This is a genomic window from Aeromonas sp. 603079 (genome assembly GCF_049172135.1).
Taxonomy (GTDB): Bacteria; Pseudomonadota; Gammaproteobacteria; order Enterobacterales; family Aeromonadaceae; genus Aeromonas; species Aeromonas veronii.
Genome location: NZ_JAAKPX010000018.1, coordinates 88965 through 105553 on the forward strand (window position 1 = coordinate 88965; position 16589 = coordinate 105553).

Consider the following 16589-nt stretch of genomic DNA (forward strand, 5'->3'; position numbering starts at 1 on the left):
ACTCACCCCGATTAAGGAGAGCAAGATGAAAGCATACGGGTTGGCCCTCGGGCTCGCGCTGCTGACCGGCTGCGCCACCAACACCTCCGGCGTGGCGCTCTATGGCCCGGCGGGCAGCGCACCAACGCTGGAGCAGCACCAGAATGTCAATGTCACTCTGACTGAGCTCAGCCGCCGCCAGCAAAACGGCCTGCTGCAGGTCAATGTGGCTGCCGCCAGCACCCAGCGCGGCGACAACAAGCTGCAATATATCTTCTATTGGTATGATGAGGCCGGTCAGGAGGTCGCCAGCGATGGCCGCGGCTGGACCCCCATCAAGCTGCATGGCTATCAGACCCGCACCCTCTCTGCCCTGGCGCCCAGCCCGGCGGCGCAAGGTTACCGGATTTACGTACGCGAAGTGATTGAGGAATCCTACTGATGAAAATGAATCATGCCCTGCTGATATTGACCTCTGCATTGCTCTTGGGCGGCTGCTCCAGCACTACCGTCAGCTATGGCGATCCCACTGAAACCGAAACCGTCACCGTCGATTACGGCTCAAGCGATCTGCAGGCAATCGCCGACAAGATGGCGGACTCCATGCTCGCCTCCCCGGCCACCCGCGAGATCACCGCATCTGGTCGTCCGGTGATGTTTATGGACTCCATCCGTAACAAGACCTCCGAGCACATCGATACCGAAGCCATCACTGACACCATCCGCACCAAGTTGCTGCGGGCCGGCAAGTTCCGCTTCGTCGACATGAGCAAGGTGGCCGCCGTCAAGCAGCAGCTCGAATACCAGCAGAGCAGCGGCATGGTGGATCCTGCCTCCATGGTGCGTCTGGGCAAGCAGACCGGTGCCCGCTACATGGTCTATGGCAACCTCGCCAGCATCGTCAAGGACAATGGCAAGGTGAAAGATGTCTACTACCAGATGACCATGAACCTGATGGATCTGCAAAACGGCGAACTGCTGTGGGCCGATCAGAAAGAGATCCGCAAACAGGCGAAGAAATCCACCTTTGGCTGGTAACAGGCTCCCGGTGACAGGCAACTGTGATCCGCTACTGGCCAGCCTGCCCGCCCCCTGGCGGGAGGGGCAGCTGGAACCACTCGGGTTAGGCCTGACCAACTGCAACTATCGACTGCGCCTCCCCTCGGGGCGCTGTTACTTTTTGCGTCAAGGGCACCCCGATCCGCTGCGCCTTGGCATCGACCGCTCCACCGAGTGGCAGCTTTATCAGGGGGCGATGGCCGAAGGGTTGGCGCTGCCCTGCCACTATGGCGATCCCGCCAGCGGTCTGATGTTGCTCGAATGGTGCGATGAGCCAAACTGGGTACACGCGGCGCCACCGGAAGCCGATCAGCCCCATCTGCTGGCAGAGGTGCTGCGCAAGCTCCATCGCCTGCCGCTACCTGCGGTGGTGATGGCGGTGCGGGCTCACGCCGCAGGCTATCGCGCCAGACTGGCCCACATTCCCTCCTGGCTGCCCGCCCTGGAGCGGAGCTTGCTCGCCAGCAGTGAGCCAAATGATTGCTGGCGCCCTTGCCACCATGATCTCAATCCGGCTAACTTGTTGGGAAGCAAACCCTGGGTCATCGACTGGGAGTATGGCGCGGCAGGTCACCCCGGCTTTGAGCTCGCCAGCATCCAGCGCACCCATGAGTGGCCCGCCGAGCGGCGCGACGAGCTGGAAGCGCACTATCTGCAGGCCCTGCCGCGCCACCAGTGGCCTGATTTTCGAAGCGAGGCATTTTTACCCTGGGTCGACTATATCGGCCTGCTCTGGGCACTGCTGATGGCAGAGCAACAGCCCTCACTCGACTATGACACCCTGATCGCCATCAACCGGCAACGACTGGAGTAACAGATGATAAACAAGGTGCGCTGGCACAAGCCGAAAACCTGGGGTCTGCTGCTGATCGGCCTGCTGCTGACCGGCTGCTCCACCCGGGTGATCTACTACTGGCTCGATACCGCCATCATCTGGCAGCTGGATGACTACTTTGCCCTCTCCTATTCGCAGAAGGATCTGCTCAGCCGCGAAGTGAAGGGGCTGATGGCCTGGCATCGCCAACACGAGCTACCGCGCTACGCCAGGGATCTCGACGCGCTGGCCAAAGCAGTGGCCAGCCCCATGACGCCGGAGCAGATCTCGACCAACCTAGATGCGGTGCAGCAGAGCCTGACCCGCACGCTGGAAAATACTATCCCCCGCGCGGTCAGGCTGGCGCGCACCCTGACCGACGAGCAGGTAGCCCGCTTTATGACCGATCGGGTCAAGCGGCAACAGGAGCGGCAAAAGGACTTTGCCACTGAGCCCAAAGAGCAGATGCTGGCGGAGTTTCGCGACAAGATGAACAAGCGGCTCGAGTTCTGGATTGGCGAGGTGAAACCTGCACAGGCGCCACTGGTGGCCCAGTGGGCCGAATGGCAATACGAGCTGATGCCCCCCTGGCTCGAGTTTCAGGAGTCCTGGACCCAGGAGCTGGACAGGCTGATGAAGCAGCGCCAGAGTCCCGACTTCACCCGCGAGCTGACCAACCTGCTGGCCGAGGGGGATGGACTGATGGATGGCCGTTTTACCGGCTATACCGAGCAGTCGCGCCAACGTACCGTCAACTGGCTGAGCGCCATGAGCCAGTCGCTGGATATCTCTCAGCGGGCCCATCTCTACTCCCTGCTTAAGGGTTATGTCCGCGACTTCAAGCAGATGAGCGGCAGCTGACGAGCGGCACCGAATGGTGCCATGCTCCCGGGGCAACCTTGTTCAAACCGGGCGCTTATGGTAGTTTGCCCTTTCTATTTATCGGGAATTAACTTTTTGCGCCTTATCGACAAAGTAAAACTGGTGCTGGTAACTCTGGTTATTGCCTTCACCCTGCTTTGTTCCATCGCCCGAATGGAAGGCCCGCTGCTACCCGCATCTCCCCAGAGTGAACAGCAGCAGACTCAGGTGTTCAATCAGCTTAGCGACAGCGATGATGGCATCATCAAGTTTGTCGGCAGCCATCAGAATCACCTGCTGCGTCTCGAACAATCCCTGCGCAGTGACAACCAGCCCAAGAGTGTGGTCTACGAGCTGATCCAGAGCTGGTCGGCCCAGGCCATCCTGCTGTTACTGCTCGGCTGGCTGATGCTGGCCCCCGAGCTCTATCACAAACAGAGTTTTCGCGATCGCTTCGGTGCGATCCATCGGCGCCATCTACAGCGCCAACATCTGCAATACCGCTTCACCCAGAGCTATCTGAACGCCTGACCCCGGAGGGGCTGACACATCCACTGTTTGCTCATCTCCTCTTCCTGACGGATCCGGCAACTGCCTGATCCGCATCTGATGCATCCCATTTTTTGCGCCTTGCCGAGCCTTGATGCTATCGGCCCGGACACCATTCTCCTGACAGAGGCTTGTTTGCCATGAGAAAGAGCAATCGCACCGTTCTCAACCGCATGAGCAAGTGGCAGTACGCACTGCTGCTGTTGATGCTGTTGACCTTTACCTTTTACTCCCTGCCCACCTTTTTCGGTGAGCAGCCCTCCCTTGGCCTGCACGGACAGCAGCGCCTGACCACCCAGCAACAGATGTTGCTGAGCGACAAGCACCTGACACCGGTCAAGGTGATCGAGCAACCTGAGCGGGTCGAGCTGGTCTTTGACAGCCAGGGCGAGCAGCAGCGAGCCAAGCAGTTGCTGGAGCAGCAAGGGGTCGACAGTGCCGCCCTGACCCTGGAGTTTCACTCCAACGCGCCGGCATGGATCACCCGCCTCGGCGCCGATCCCATCAAGCTGGGACTCGACCTGCGTGGCGGCTCCCAGCTGCTGATCGGGGTGGACGTGGACTTTGTCATCGACAATCAGACCAAGAATCTGGTGGATACCCTGCGCACCCGTTTCCGTGAAGCCAATCTGCGCGGCGCCAGCGCCACGCGCACGGCACAGGGCGCCGTAGCCGTCACCCTGCCGGAGGTGGCCGAACAGGAGAGCTGGCTCGCCATCATCAAGGAGAGTGCCGGTACCCGTCAGGATCAGTGGAAGCTGACCCGCTCCGGCAATGATCTGAAACTGGTGCTGAGCGAGGCTGAGCGTACCCTGCTGGTCAACAACGCCGTGACCCAAAACCTGTCGATCCTGAAAAAACGGATCAACGAGCTCGGCATTGTCGAGGCCTCGGTGGTGCGTCAGGGCCAAGATGGCATCCGTATCGAACTGCCCGGGGTGCACAACCCCAAGCAGGCGAAAGAGGTGATCGGGGCCACCGCCTCGCTGGCCTTCTACGAGGCCAAAGCCGACAGCCACTTCTATATCGCCGATCGCAACGGCCAGGCCGTCGGCATGGCGCGCAAGCCGGTACTCACCGGAGAGCACATCGTCGATGCCCGCGCCAATATGGGCGAGATGGGTCAACCCCAGGTCAATATCGTGCTCGACACCCTGGGTGGCAGCAAGATGAACCAGTTCAGCCGCCAGCATGTGGGCAAGCCGATGGCGACCGTCTTCACCGAGTACAAAACCAACGCCCTGGGCAAACTGCGCGCCCAGAGCGAGGTGATCAACGTCGCCACCATCCAGACCGCCCTTGGCAACCAGTTCCGTATCACCGGCATTGGCAGTCTGCCGGAAGCGCAAGAGCTGGCCATGCTGCTGCGTGCCGGCGCCCTCACCGCCCCGCTCAAGATCCTGGAGGAGCGCTCCATTGGCCCGACGCTGGGGATGCAGAATATCGAGGCAGGCTTCACCGCGCTGGCCTTCGGCATGGCAGGCATGATGCTGTTCATGATGGCCTGGTACCGCAAATTCGGCTGGGTTGCCATCACGGCGCTGGTCGCCAACCTGTTGATGCAGGTCGGCATGCTGGCAGTGCTGCCGGGCGCCGTGCTGACCCTGCCGGGGATCGCCGGTCTGGTGCTGACGGTGGGCATGGCGGTGGATACCCATGTGCTGATCTTCGAGCGGATCAGGGACCGTCTGCGAGAAGGGGGCTCATTGGCCAATGCCATCGACTTTGGCTATCGCTCGGCCTTCCACACCATTTTCGATGCCAACATCACCACCCTCATCTGCGCCGTGGTGCTCTACTCCATCGGCTCCGGGCCGCTGCAGGGCTTCTCCATCACCCTCATTCTGGGTCTGCTCTCCAGCATGATCACTGGGATCTGGGGAACGCGCGCCATCATCAATCCCCTGTGGGGACGCAGCAACGAGCGCACGCTGAAGGTGTAACGGGACAGCAATCCCTCTGATGAGCGGCTTTGGTTGCGCCATCGGCCATGGATATGGCCGGAGCGGCCAAAGCAGAACACTATTTCCCGGCGTGTCGCGACACGTCGTGATGGGCCAACAGCCTGATGCTGGCTGGCCAAGGAGAGAATTATGTTGAGAATGATCGTTGCCATGGGGCTGACCCGTTGGCGTTATATCGGCCTGTGGGCTTCCATCCTGCTGACCGTGGCCAGCGTCGCCATCTTGCTGGTGAACGGCCTGACACTGGGGCTCGATTTTACCGGCGGGATCCTGCTGGAGTTTCATATCCAGACCCTGAAAGAGGCCCATGAGCTCAATGCCATGCTGGTTTCCCCGCTGGCGGGAGCCGTTGAGCTGAGCTCGGCCGGAATTCCCGGCGAGTGGCTGATCAAGCTGCCCCCCCACGAACTGCCCTGGCCCGCGGCGGATCTCGCCACCATGCTGACCCAGCAGTTGGGGATGCCGGTCGAGTTGCTGCGCACCACCATCGTCGGTCCTCAGGTGGGTGCCGAGCTGTTCCAGCAGGGGATGCTAGCGGTGTTGGTGGCTTCGCTGGCGATGTCGGCCTATCTGGCGTTTCGCTTCGAGTGGCGTCAGGCCATCGGCATCCTGCTCTCGGTGGTCCATGACGCCATCGTAGCGCTGGGGCTGCTGTCACTCTTTCAGATCGAATTCGATCTGAACATCATCGCCGGTTTGATGGCGGTGATCGGCTACTCCCTCAACGACAGCATCGTCATCTCGGACAGGTTGCGGGATCTGCTGAGCTCGCGTACCCAGATGGGGATCCACGAGTGCTCCGATGTGGCCATCAAGGCGACCTTCAGTCGCACCATGATCACTTCGGGCACCACCCTGTTTACCGTGGGCGCTCTGTTGCTGTTTGGCGGTGACGCCCTCTACGGCTTCTCCTTCACCCTGTTTGCCGGGATCCTGGTGGGCACCGTCTCCTCCATCACCGTCGCCTCGACCGTACAGGAGCTGCTGGGCCTCACCCCGCAGGCCTACCAGAAGAAGAGCGAGGAGCCACTGGCCAACGCAGCCTGAACCTTGTTAACCAGGCCCGGCTCACCGGGCCTCAACAAACCGGGCTCCTGCCAACCATTGGCAGGGGCTTTTTCCCATTCCTCCTCTCGGTCTCTCACCGCCCCTTTTGTTGCTCGGCTCGCCTCAATTGACAACTGACCATATTGAAAGCAATGACGGATCAACCCGTCATTTTTAATAACAAAAAGGTCATTTTATTACGTCGGAAACCATAAAATGTGACTGAAAGCACTTTCTTGAGGGCTCAAAGGAGGCAACATTGTAGTGATTTATCTACAAAGGGATATGAGATGTTGTTACAACCTGCCAATACAGCAAAATCCAGACAGTTGCTGAACGAGACCATGGCTTTGGTACTCGCAGGAGGGCGGGGTAGTCGCCTCAAACAGTTAACCGACAACCGTGCAAAACCTGCCGTTCATTTCGGCGGCAAATTCCGCATCATCGATTTCGTGCTCTCCAACTGCATCAACTCCGGCATCCGTCGGGTCGGTGTCGTGACCCAGTACAAATCCCACAGCCTGTTGCGCCATCTCCAATCGGGCTGGTCTTTCCTGCGCTACCAGATGAACGAGTTTATCGATCTGCTCCCTGCCCAGCAGCGGGTGGATGAGGTGAACTGGTATCGGGGTACCGCCGATGCGGTCTACCAGAATCTGGATATCATCCGCGATCACGCCCCCAAATATGTGGTGGTGCTGGCAGGCGATCACATCTACAAGATGGATTACGCCGCCATGCTGCTCGACCACGTCAATATGGGCGCCAAGGTGACCGTTGCCTGCATCGAGGTGCCACGCAGTGAAGCAAGCGCCTTCGGGGTAATGGCGGTGGATGATGATCGCAAGATCAATGCCTTCGTCGAAAAGCCTGCTAACCCGCCCGCCATGCCGGGCAAGGCCGACACCGCGCTGGCCTCAATGGGCGTCTATATCTTCGATGCCGAGTATCTCTATCAGTTGCTGGAAGAGGACATTGCCAACGAGCAGTCCCATCACGATTTCGGCATGGACGTGATCCCCCGCGTGGTGAAAGAGGGCACCGCATTCGCTCACCCGTTTGGCATGTCCTGTGTCGGCTGCTGTCCGGATCGCCGCCCCTACTGGCGCGATGTGGGCACCGTGGACTCCTTCTGGGAGGCCAATATGGATCTCGCTTCCGTCACGCCTGAGCTGGATATCTACGATCAGGACTGGCCCATCTGGACCAGTCAGAACATGACTCCTCCCGCCAAGTTCGTGCAGGACCGAAACGGCCAGCACGGCATGACCATCAACTCCATGTTTGCCGGGGGCACCATCGTCAGTGGCTCTTTCATCCTGAGTTCGGTGCTCTTTACCAATGTGCGGGTCGACTCCTTCTGCACTCTGGATCAGGCCGTTATCTTCCCGGGTGTGGAGATTGGTGCCGGTTGCCGACTGCGCCGGGTGGTGATCGACAAGGGGTGCAAACTGCCGGAAGGCACAGTGATAGGTGAAAACGCCGATGAAGATGCACGTCGCTTCCACCGCTCCGAGCAGGGCATAGTGCTGGTCACCCAGGGGATGCTCACTCGCCTGAACAAAGAGCTGCAGGGAAAACAAAAGCGCTGATCCGCAGCCAGACGGGATCCCCCTTCCTACCGCAAAGGGAGCCATTATGGCTCCCTCTTTCTATGGCTGACCAGATAGCCACCTCACACCATCACTGCCATCGCGTTGCAGTCTCCCAGAGATACCATTTACTGTGGGTTAACAGCTGTGCAACGCAGCCTTCACGCCCTCAAATCGTAAACATTAAATTACACAAAAACCATTAACCCTCCGAAAAACCCTCTGTATTATTCCTGTTCGCGCTATATAGCAGCTCCTTTATCTGACTTTTTAGTGGTAAACCCACTAGTTTCACTTGATTGTTTGTTTTTCCTTGGTAAGGTGAGGGCGGTTGCGTAACAAAGCAGGTACCAGTGTAAATATATGGGTACAATCGCTTTTGGCTTAATACAGTAGAGAGAATGAAATCATGCAAAGAGACCCCCTGAACAACATCCATATCCAGTCCGAACAAGTGATGATCACGCCTGCCCAGCTCAAGGAGAAGTTACCCATCTCCGACAAGGCGCTGGCATTCGTGCAAGGGGCCCGCAATACCATCGCCGACATCATTCACCGCCGCGATCACCGGCTGTTGGTGATCTGTGGTCCCTGCTCCATCCACGATATGGACGCCGCCAAAGAGTACGCAACCAGACTCAAAGCGCTGCATGATGCCTACCAGGACTCTCTCTACATTGTCATGCGGGTCTACTTTGAGAAACCGCGCACCACGGTCGGCTGGAAAGGCTTTATCAACGACCCCAATCTGGATGGCACCTTCGATGTGGAGCTGGGGCTGCACCGTGCCCGCGAGCTGCTCTGCTGGCTGGCGGAGCTGGAGTTGCCGCTGGCCACCGAAGCGCTCGACCCCATCAGCCCGCAATACCTGGCGGAGCTCTTCTCCTGGTCAGCCATCGGCGCCCGCACCACCGAATCCCAGACCCACAGGGAGATGGCGTCCGGCCTCTCCATGCCGGTCGGCTTCAAGAACGGCACCGACGGCAACCTGGGGACTGCCATCAATGCGCTGCAGGCGGCCTCCTCCCCTCACGCCTTTATGGGGATCAACCAGCAGGGCCAGGTTGCGCTGCTGCAGACCCAGGGCAACCCGGATGGCCACGTGATCCTGCGCGGCGGCAAACATCCCAACTATGACTCGGTCAACGTGTCGCTGGCGGAAGAGGCGCTGGAGAAAGCGGGCCTGCTGCCGAGCCTTGTGGTGGATTGCAGCCACGGCAACTCCAGCAAGGATCACCGTTTGCAGCCCAAGGTGGCCGACAACGTCATCCACCAGATCCAGGAGGGCAACCGCTCCATCATCGGGGTGATGCTCGAATCCAACCTGTTCGAGGGAAACCAGTCCAGCGAGCAGCCCAAGGAGCAGATGCGCTACGGGGTCTCCATCACAGATGCCTGCATCGACTGGGACACCACCGCTACCCTGCTCGCCCGCTGCCACAACCAGCTGGCTGACCCCCTCAAGGGCAGAACTGCACGGTAAGCCGTGGTATCTTGTCGTAACCTATTGAACAATCTGGGTATCACCGCAGGTGGCATCTGGCCGCTCATGCCGTGATACCTTGTTGCATCTTGATTTTCAGGGCGCCGCTCGCGGCGCCAGCAGGGACTGGATATGGCTGAAGAGTTGAATGTACTCAGGGACAAGATAGATGCGGTGGACAAGCAGCTGATCGATCTGCTGGCCGCCCGTCTGGCCCTGGTGGGAGAAGTGGGTGAGGTAAAGAGCCGCCACGGCCTGCCCATCTATGCACCGGATCGGGAAGCGAGCATGCTGGCCCGCCGCCGCGCCGAGGCTGAGCAGTTGGGGGTGCCCGGCGATCTCATCGAAGACGTGCTGCGCCGGGTGATGCGTGAATCTTATGCCAGCGAGAAAGATACCGGCTTCAAATGCATAAAGCCGGATCTTGGCAAGGTGGTCATCATCGGCGGTCAGGGCCAGCTTGGCCGCTTGTTCGGCCATATGTTCAGCCTCTCAGGCTATCGGGTCGAGACGCTGGAACAAGCCGACTGGCCGCGCGCTGACGAAATCCTCGCCGGAGCCGGTCTGGTGATGGTGGCGGTGCCCATCGATATCACCTGCCAGATCATCGACCGCCTCGGCAACCTGCCCGCCCACTGCCTGCTGGTCGATGTCACCAGCGTGAAAGCGGCGCCGCTCGAACATATGCTGGCGGTGCACCAAGGGCCGGTACTGGGACTGCACCCCATGTTCGGGCCGGATGTGGCGAGTCTCGCCAAGCAGGTGATCGTCTGCTGCCAGGGTCGTGACCCCGCCGCCAGCCAATGGCTGCTGGATCAGATGACCATCTGGGGCGCCCGCTTGCAACAGGTAGAAGCCAAGGCCCACGATGAGGCGATGACCCTCATTCAGGCACTGCGTCACTTCGCCACCTTTGCCTATGGCTGGCACCTCTCCCGGGAGCAGGCCAATCTGGATCGCCTGCTGAGTTTGAGCTCCCCCATCTACCGGCTGGAGCTCGCCATGGTGGGGCGGCTGTTCGCTCAGGATCCCCACCTCTATGCCGACATCATTTTGTCGTCACCGCAGAATCTGGCGATGATCCGTCGCTACTACCAAAACTTCGGCGAAGCGCTGGGGCTGCTGGAACGAGGGGACAGAGACGGTTTCATCGATGCCTTCTCGCAAGTCTCCGGTTTCTTCGGCGAGCATGCCGACCAGTTCCTGCGTGAAAGCCGCATGCTACTGGCCCAGGCCAACGACCGCCGCCAACACGGCTGATCCTGCAAAAGCAGCTACCTCATATCGCCAGAATGGGAAGATGCCTGGGCATCTTCCCATTTTATTTGTTACCGATTTAAACACTGACGTCAGTCACGCTCGGCCCTACGTCGAGCCCCCACAGCTGACTGGCCTCAATACCCTCCCCTGGCGCTGCCTCACATCCAGCAAGTATGCCCCCTCAATATCCACGCAATCCGCGCAAATAGCACCGCCCCTTGCAAGGGCTGCCAGACTCTAACGGTCAAACCAAACTGCTGCGAGCAAGGCTGTACGACGCAAAGGAGAACGGTGTACTCCCCATCAAAGAGATAAACAGGAAGCAGGAAGCAGGAAGCAGGAAGCAGGAAGCAGGAAGCAGGAAGCAGGAAGCAGGAAGCAGGAAGCAGGAAGCAGGAGAGATTAACCGAGACAAATGGTTTGCCAAAGATCACTTAACACAGCAATCCGGCGATTTATCATGGCGCCAATCCGCTGTCGCCAAAAAAGAAAATGGCCGAGAAATTATCTCGGCCATTTGTAGCCTGGTCAAAGACTCAAGCCTGGATATTACTCTTGTTCAACTTCTTAGAAGTTGTACTGCAGAGCAACAGTCCACTCGTCGTCATGCTTCTCGATACCCTGGATCTTGTACTCGGTGTAAGCTTTCAGCTTCGGAGTGAAAGCGTACTGAACACCCAGCAGGGTCTCGTCAACCAGATCCTTGTAAGTAGAACCGGCAGCTTGAGCGTTGGCCTTGCCTTCTTTGAAGTTGTAACCAGCCAGGAAGGTCCAAGCATCTACGTTGTAAGAAGCAGCCAGCTCGTAACCACGGCCGTCATCTTTCAGACCCAGGCTCTTGTTCTTCACTTCGCCTTCAGTGTAAACACCGGCAAAATAGAAGCCATTGATAGCGTAGTGCGCGCCAATAGCCCACTCGTCTTTCTTACCAGTCTGACCGTTAACTTTGTTTTGCAGGTCGGAGTAGGCATAACCGGCGTTGAAGCCCAGGCCGAAGTCAAAATCGTAACCGGCGGCAACGGCATAAGCTTTCTTACGCTTAACGTCGGAACCAAAGATGGCATCTTCTTTGACCTTCTGACCAACGTCAGTGATCTTGACCGCTACGTCGTCATTGGTTTGGTAGGAAACTTTACCTTTGAAACCACCGAAGGTGTTGGAGTAGATAACCTGGCCTTCCTGACGACCGTCATAGAAGTTACCCGCATCGCCCCACTCGTTGAAAATATCGGTCGGCTCGAGTACGTCGTAGAAAGCAGTGTCGGTCTGACCGAAGATGATTTTACCGTACTGGGTGCCGTCAAAGCCTGCATAGATATGACGAGCATCGAACTTGCTAGACTTACCGTCACTGCCCTTGTCGGAGTTTTCAGCAGCAACTTGCCACTCGGTCTTGGCGATACCGGACCAGGTGTTGTTCAGAGCAACTTTACCGGACCAGCCCAGACGGGAAGAACCAATCAGCTCGCCATCGGTATCATCGTGCTCACCGTAGTAGTTAGCCTGTACACGGCCGTATACGTCGAAAGTGGTACCGTCTTTGTCATAGATCACCGCGGCGTTAGCGGCGGATGCAAACAGAGCCGGAATGGCAATAGCCAGAATTGTCTTTTTCATAGTTTCCAATGCCTACTGTAATTAAACACTAAGTTGTTGTTATTCCCTGTGTTAGCGATGTTCTTTGCATCACTATGCCGCCGAGACTAGCACCGGATTTTTTGAACCGCAATGAAAAAACTTGGAACTTTTTACGGAAACCATAGTCATGGAGGCAAAAATGTGAGCCAAGTCTCACCTGACGGCAAGGTAAAAGGAAAACGTTTACAATGAATCCTGCTGATTATTTGGACTCAAATAGTCTATTTTTCATGCAAATGACGCTAACTACCTGATAAACAACCAAAGTGGTCTGATCAGCGTAAAACTCCGTGATAATGGCTGTTGCCTCGACCTCACCGAGGGGTTGCGGGTATCCTTGTCCTTCGATTAACCCCTAACTGGCCTTCTCTTCATGCTCTCTACTCGCCTCAAAGCAACCATTCGTCAAACCTATCGCCAGATTTCGGATGGATTACCCGGTTTTGTGCCGCGCAAAGAGCAGAACTTTCTGGTGGCCGAGATAGCCAAAACCCTGACCGGCGAGTACGACAAACAACGCCGTATTCTGGTTGCCGAAGCGGGTACCGGTATCGGCAAATCCCTCTCCTATGCGCAGGGCGCCATTCCGGTGGCGCGACTCACCCAGAAGAAGCTGGTGATCTCCACCGCCACAGTGGCCCTGCAAGAGCAGCTGATCCACAAAGACCTTCCTTTTTACCACCGCCACAGCGAGCTTCCGTTTCGCTTTATGCTGGTCAAGGGGCGTCAACGCTACTGTTGCGAGCATCTGCTGGAGCAGGCAGCCAGTGGCGCCGAGATGGCCAACTTCGAGCTCGACTTTGGCAGTTTGAGCAAATCCAAACCATCGGACAGCGACAAGGATCGCTACCAGGCGCTGTGGCAGGCCTACACCAATGGCAAGTGGGACGGGGATCGGGACAACTGGCCGGAGCCCATTCCCGACACTTGCTGGGATCGCATCGCCGCAGACCGCCACACCTGCAACAAGGCGCTGAGCCATCACCAGCACTGCCCCTTTCATCGCGCCCGCAACGACATGGAGAGCGCCGATGTGCTGGTCGTCAACCATGCGCTACTGCTCTCCGATCTCACCATGGGCGGCGGCATCATTCTGCCGCCCCCTGATGAGTGCATCTATGTGCTGGATGAGGCCCATCACCTGCCCACCATCGCCCGGGATCACGGCGCAGCGTCGGCCAGCGTCAAAGGCTCGCGTCGCTGGCTGGAGAAGCTGGTACAAAGTGCAGGCAAGCTGGCGCGGACTCTTAATAAGGAGAGCCTGCTCGACCCCCAACTCAAACTGCAGGATGCACTGGCCACCATCCAGCCTGATCTGAAGGCGGTCGAGCAGTGGCTCAGCGCCAACGATCGGCTGTTTGGCACGGAACCCCACTACCGCTTCGTCGAAGGGGTATTGCCGGATCCCCTGCCCATGCTGGCGGAGAATCTCAAGGAGTCGAGCAAGAAGGCGCTGCGAGCGCTGGATCGGATGCAAGGGGCCATAGGTGAAGCGCTGAAAGATGGCGAGATCCGCCGCAAGGAGGCCGAACCCCTGTTGGCAGAGAGCGGTTTTCATCTGCAGCGGCTGGAGAGTTTCTGCGCCCTCTGGGAGATGCTGGGGCGCCATGTGCCGACCGGCAAAACCCCGCTCGCCCGCTGGATGGCCAAGAGCGATGACGGCGATATCTGGCTGCACGCTTCACCGATAGAGGTGGGCTATCTGCTGGAGGAGTGGCTCTGGTCGAAATGTCTGGGAGCCGTACTGGTCTCCGCGACCCTCACAGCACTCTCTTCCTTTAGTTATTTTCGCCATCAGGTGGGGCTCAAGGAGCACGACGGTACCCGCTATCTGCGCCTGCGCTCCCCCTTTGACTACCAGAAAGCCGAGCTCTATCTGCCCAAGATGGAGCACGAACCCAACTCACCAGCCTTTACCAATGAACTCATCAGCGTGCTGCCACGTATTCTGGCGGGCAAGGAGGCGAGTCTGGTGCTCTTCTCCTCCTACCGCCAGATGAATGAGGTGGCCGTTGGCTTGCGAGCCAAGGGACTGTCACTGCTGGTGCAGGGGGAAGCCTCCCGCAATGCCCTGCTCACCCTGCACAAGCAGAAATGCGATGGCGGTCAAGCCAGCATCCTGTTTGGTACCGGCAGCTTCTCGGAGGGGCTGGATCTGCCGGGTCACTACCTCACCAATCTGGTGATCACCAAACTCCCCTTTGCGGTGCCCAACTCGCCGGTCGAGGAGGCTACCGCCGAGTGGGTGGAGCAGCGAGGAGGCAACCCCTTTCTGCAACTGACGGTGCCGGAGGCATCGCGCAAACTGATCCAGGCCTGTGGCCGCCTCATCCGCAAAGAGGCCGATCGGGGGCGAGTCACCATTCTTGACCGGCGTCTGCTGACCAAACGTTATGGCAAGGGGTTACTTGATGCCCTCCCCCCGTTTACACGGCGGATCGAATAAATAAGCATGCCGTTATTGATAAATGAACTGACAACTGCACGAACATACACCTCCAGAAAGAGCCATTGCCGCAGTAGACCAAACCTGTAAAAATGAGCCCCTGTTTTCAGTGGGCAATCGCCTGACTGTTCAAGGAGATGAAATGAAACTGACTGTTCTGGTACCGGCGCTGGCTGGTCTGTTGTGGGCCGGTAGCGCCTTGGCTGATGCCAAACTGGAAGTATCCACCCCTTACATCGTGCAGTTGATTGATGGCCAATCCATCAACCCCCAGCTGCTCGACAAAACCAGCACCTTCCCCCTCTCTGCCGGCAAGCACCAGTTGGTCGTCGCCTTTGAAGGCAACTACTCCAGCCGTAACGAAATCAAGCTGGTGACCGCCGAGCCGCTGGTGCTGAACTTCACTGCAGCCGACAATCAGCAGCTGGTGCTGGACTATAAAAAGCCCCGCAATGAAGCAGAAGCCAAACAGTTCCTGAAAGATCAGAAAGTGGCGCTGAAAGACAAGGTCACAGGACAGCAAGTGAGCAGTGAACAGTTCGTAATGCCGAAAGTAGAGGGCTTCCAGCTGACCCGTGACTATCAGCAAGAGCTGATCAACATGGGCAAAGCTTTCAACCAGCCCAAAACCGTTGCCGTCTCCTCTGCTGCCGTGATGGCTGCCGCCAGCGCACCGGCCCAAGCCGCGCCCAGCAAGGCGCAAAGCAATCCGGAAGCCCTGACCCAACTGCAAAACTGGTACAACAAGGCCGATGCGGAAACCCGCAAAGCCTTCCAGATCTGGGTTATCCAGCAGCAGTAATCCGGAAACATCATCCTGACCCGTCGTGAATGACAAGGGGAGCTTGGCTCCCCTTTTTCATATCCAGGTTCATCTCTGCATCGATGGAACAATGCCCTGATGTCACTGCATATTTTCTATCACCCCCTCTACTCCTCCCTGGCCCTGCCCGAACGCCATCGCTTCCCGCTGGCCAAGTATCAGGGGCTGTTTGAGCGCTTGCAGGTGCAGGGTTACCCCCTTGGCGAAGCGCCGTCGGCCACCCGGGAGCAAATCTGTCGCATTCACGATGCTGATTATGTCGCGGCGGCCCTGAGCGGCCAGCTGGAAGATCGCGCCATCCGCAAGATCGGTTTTCCCTGGTCACCCATTCTGATAGAGCGCACCTTGCGCTCGGTGGGTGCCACCGTTGCCGCCAGCCGCCATGCTCTTGAGCAGGGATGCGGCTTGCAGATCTCCGGCGGCTATCACCACGCCCATCGCGATCACGGCAGCGGTTTTTGCCTGTTCAACGATCTGGTGATTGCGGCGCAGGCTTGCCTCGACGAGGGGCGCTGCGAACAGGTGCTGATCGTCGATCTCGATGTGCATCAAGGAGATGGCAGTGCAGCCCTGTGCGCCGGACGGCGCGATATCATCACCCTATCCCTTCATGGGGAGCACAACTTTCCCCATCACAAAGCCGCCTCTCACCTCGACTTTCCGCTGCCAAGCGGCATGACGGACGATGCCTATCTCACCACACTGCAACAGGCACTCTCGCTGGCACTGCGGCTCTATTCGCCGGATCTCATCCTCTATCAGGCGGGCGTCGATGTGCATCATGCCGACGAGCTTGGTTATCTCTCCTTGAGCGATGCAGGGGTTCGCCTGCGCGATGCCATGGTATTTGGCTGTGCAATCAAGCATGGGTTGCCCATCGCGGCGGTGCCCGGTGGCGGCTATCGCCGCGACTGGCGACAGCTGATCCCGCTTCATATGTCGCTGTTTGAGACGGCGCGCCATCGTTTTGGCTGATGGCATGGCTTTATATGGCGCGGACACGCCATCAGAGTGGGAGGAGATTTCTCTAGATAAAACAGAAGAGGCGACCCCTGGGGTCGCCTCTTCGTGTTC

At 58.4% G+C, this 16589-nt stretch carries 14 protein-coding genes; 13 read left to right on the top strand and 1 reads right to left on the bottom strand.

What is annotated here, in order from left to right:
- Nucleotides 1-25: 25 nt before the first annotated feature.
- The 10 genes from G5287_RS14570 to tyrA all read left to right on the top strand — a co-directional run bounded on the left by G5287_RS14570 (nucleotide 26) and on the right by tyrA (nucleotide 10608).
- A complete protein-coding gene (locus G5287_RS14570; RefSeq protein WP_421231498.1) occupies nucleotides 26-421 on the top strand; it encodes a YcfL family protein in 396 nt (131 codons plus the stop codon).
- A complete protein-coding gene (gene lpoB / locus G5287_RS14575; RefSeq protein ID WP_227340811.1) occupies nucleotides 421-1017 on the top strand; it encodes a penicillin-binding protein activator LpoB in 597 nt (198 codons plus the stop codon). Before G5287_RS14570 ends, lpoB begins: the two co-directional genes overlap by 1 nt.
- 10 nt (nucleotides 1018-1027) lie before the next feature.
- Entirely contained in the window at nucleotides 1028-1852 is an 825-nt protein-coding gene (locus G5287_RS14580) for a phosphotransferase (protein ID WP_227340812.1), read from the top strand.
- A 3-nt stretch (nucleotides 1853-1855) separates the two neighbouring features.
- The gene (locus tag G5287_RS14585) at nucleotides 1856-2713 is read left to right on the top strand and encodes a DUF6279 family lipoprotein (protein WP_227340813.1); all 858 of its coding nucleotides are present in this window, start codon (nucleotides 1856-1858) and stop codon (nucleotides 2711-2713) included.
- Between the two features lie 96 nt (nucleotides 2714-2809).
- Nucleotides 2810-3244 carry a hypothetical protein gene (locus G5287_RS14590; protein WP_227340814.1) on the top strand — a complete coding sequence of 145 codons (435 nt, stop codon included), beginning with the start codon at nucleotides 2810-2812 and terminating at the stop codon, nucleotides 3242-3244.
- Between the two features lie 158 nt (nucleotides 3245-3402).
- A complete protein-coding gene (secD, locus tag G5287_RS14595; protein ID WP_421231499.1) occupies nucleotides 3403-5205 on the top strand; it encodes a protein translocase subunit SecD in 1803 nt (600 codons plus the stop codon).
- 150 nt (nucleotides 5206-5355) lie between these two features.
- Nucleotides 5356-6273 carry a protein translocase subunit SecF gene (secF, locus tag G5287_RS14600; RefSeq protein ID WP_005334046.1) on the top strand — a complete coding sequence of 306 codons (918 nt, stop codon included), beginning with the start codon at nucleotides 5356-5358 and terminating at the stop codon, nucleotides 6271-6273.
- 290 nt (nucleotides 6274-6563) lie between these two features.
- The gene (gene glgC / locus G5287_RS14605; RefSeq protein ID WP_005334047.1) at nucleotides 6564-7865 is read left to right on the top strand and encodes a glucose-1-phosphate adenylyltransferase; all 1302 of its coding nucleotides are present in this window, start codon (nucleotides 6564-6566) and stop codon (nucleotides 7863-7865) included.
- Between the two features lie 409 nt (nucleotides 7866-8274).
- Entirely contained in the window at nucleotides 8275-9348 is a 1074-nt protein-coding gene (locus G5287_RS14610) for a 3-deoxy-7-phosphoheptulonate synthase (RefSeq protein ID WP_021231016.1), read from the top strand.
- Nucleotides 9349-9480: 132 nt separating this feature from the next.
- Nucleotides 9481-10608 (top strand): bifunctional chorismate mutase/prephenate dehydrogenase, encoded by a 1128-nt coding sequence (gene tyrA, locus G5287_RS14615; RefSeq protein WP_005334049.1) that lies wholly within the window; start codon nucleotides 9481-9483, stop codon nucleotides 10606-10608.
- A 567-nt stretch (nucleotides 10609-11175) separates the two neighbouring features.
- Here the strand turns inward: tyrA and G5287_RS14620 are convergent.
- Entirely contained in the window at nucleotides 11176-12225 is a 1050-nt protein-coding gene (locus G5287_RS14620) for a porin (protein WP_088869706.1), read from the bottom strand.
- 394 nt (nucleotides 12226-12619) lie between these two features.
- On the opposite strand from G5287_RS14620, the gene dinG reads away from it, so the two are divergent.
- From dinG to G5287_RS14635, 3 genes are all read left to right on the top strand, one after another.
- Nucleotides 12620-14692: an ATP-dependent DNA helicase DinG gene (dinG, locus tag G5287_RS14625; protein WP_421173160.1), complete on the top strand. Its 2073-nt coding sequence runs from the start codon at nucleotides 12620-12622 to the stop codon at nucleotides 14690-14692.
- 142 nt (nucleotides 14693-14834) lie between these two features.
- Nucleotides 14835-15494 (top strand): DUF2057 domain-containing protein, encoded by a 660-nt coding sequence (locus G5287_RS14630; RefSeq protein WP_216954052.1) that lies wholly within the window; start codon nucleotides 14835-14837, stop codon nucleotides 15492-15494.
- A 99-nt stretch (nucleotides 15495-15593) separates the two neighbouring features.
- Nucleotides 15594-16490 carry a histone deacetylase gene (locus G5287_RS14635; protein ID WP_227340820.1) on the top strand — a complete coding sequence of 299 codons (897 nt, stop codon included), beginning with the start codon at nucleotides 15594-15596 and terminating at the stop codon, nucleotides 16488-16490.
- Nucleotides 16491-16589 lie beyond the last annotated feature (99 nt).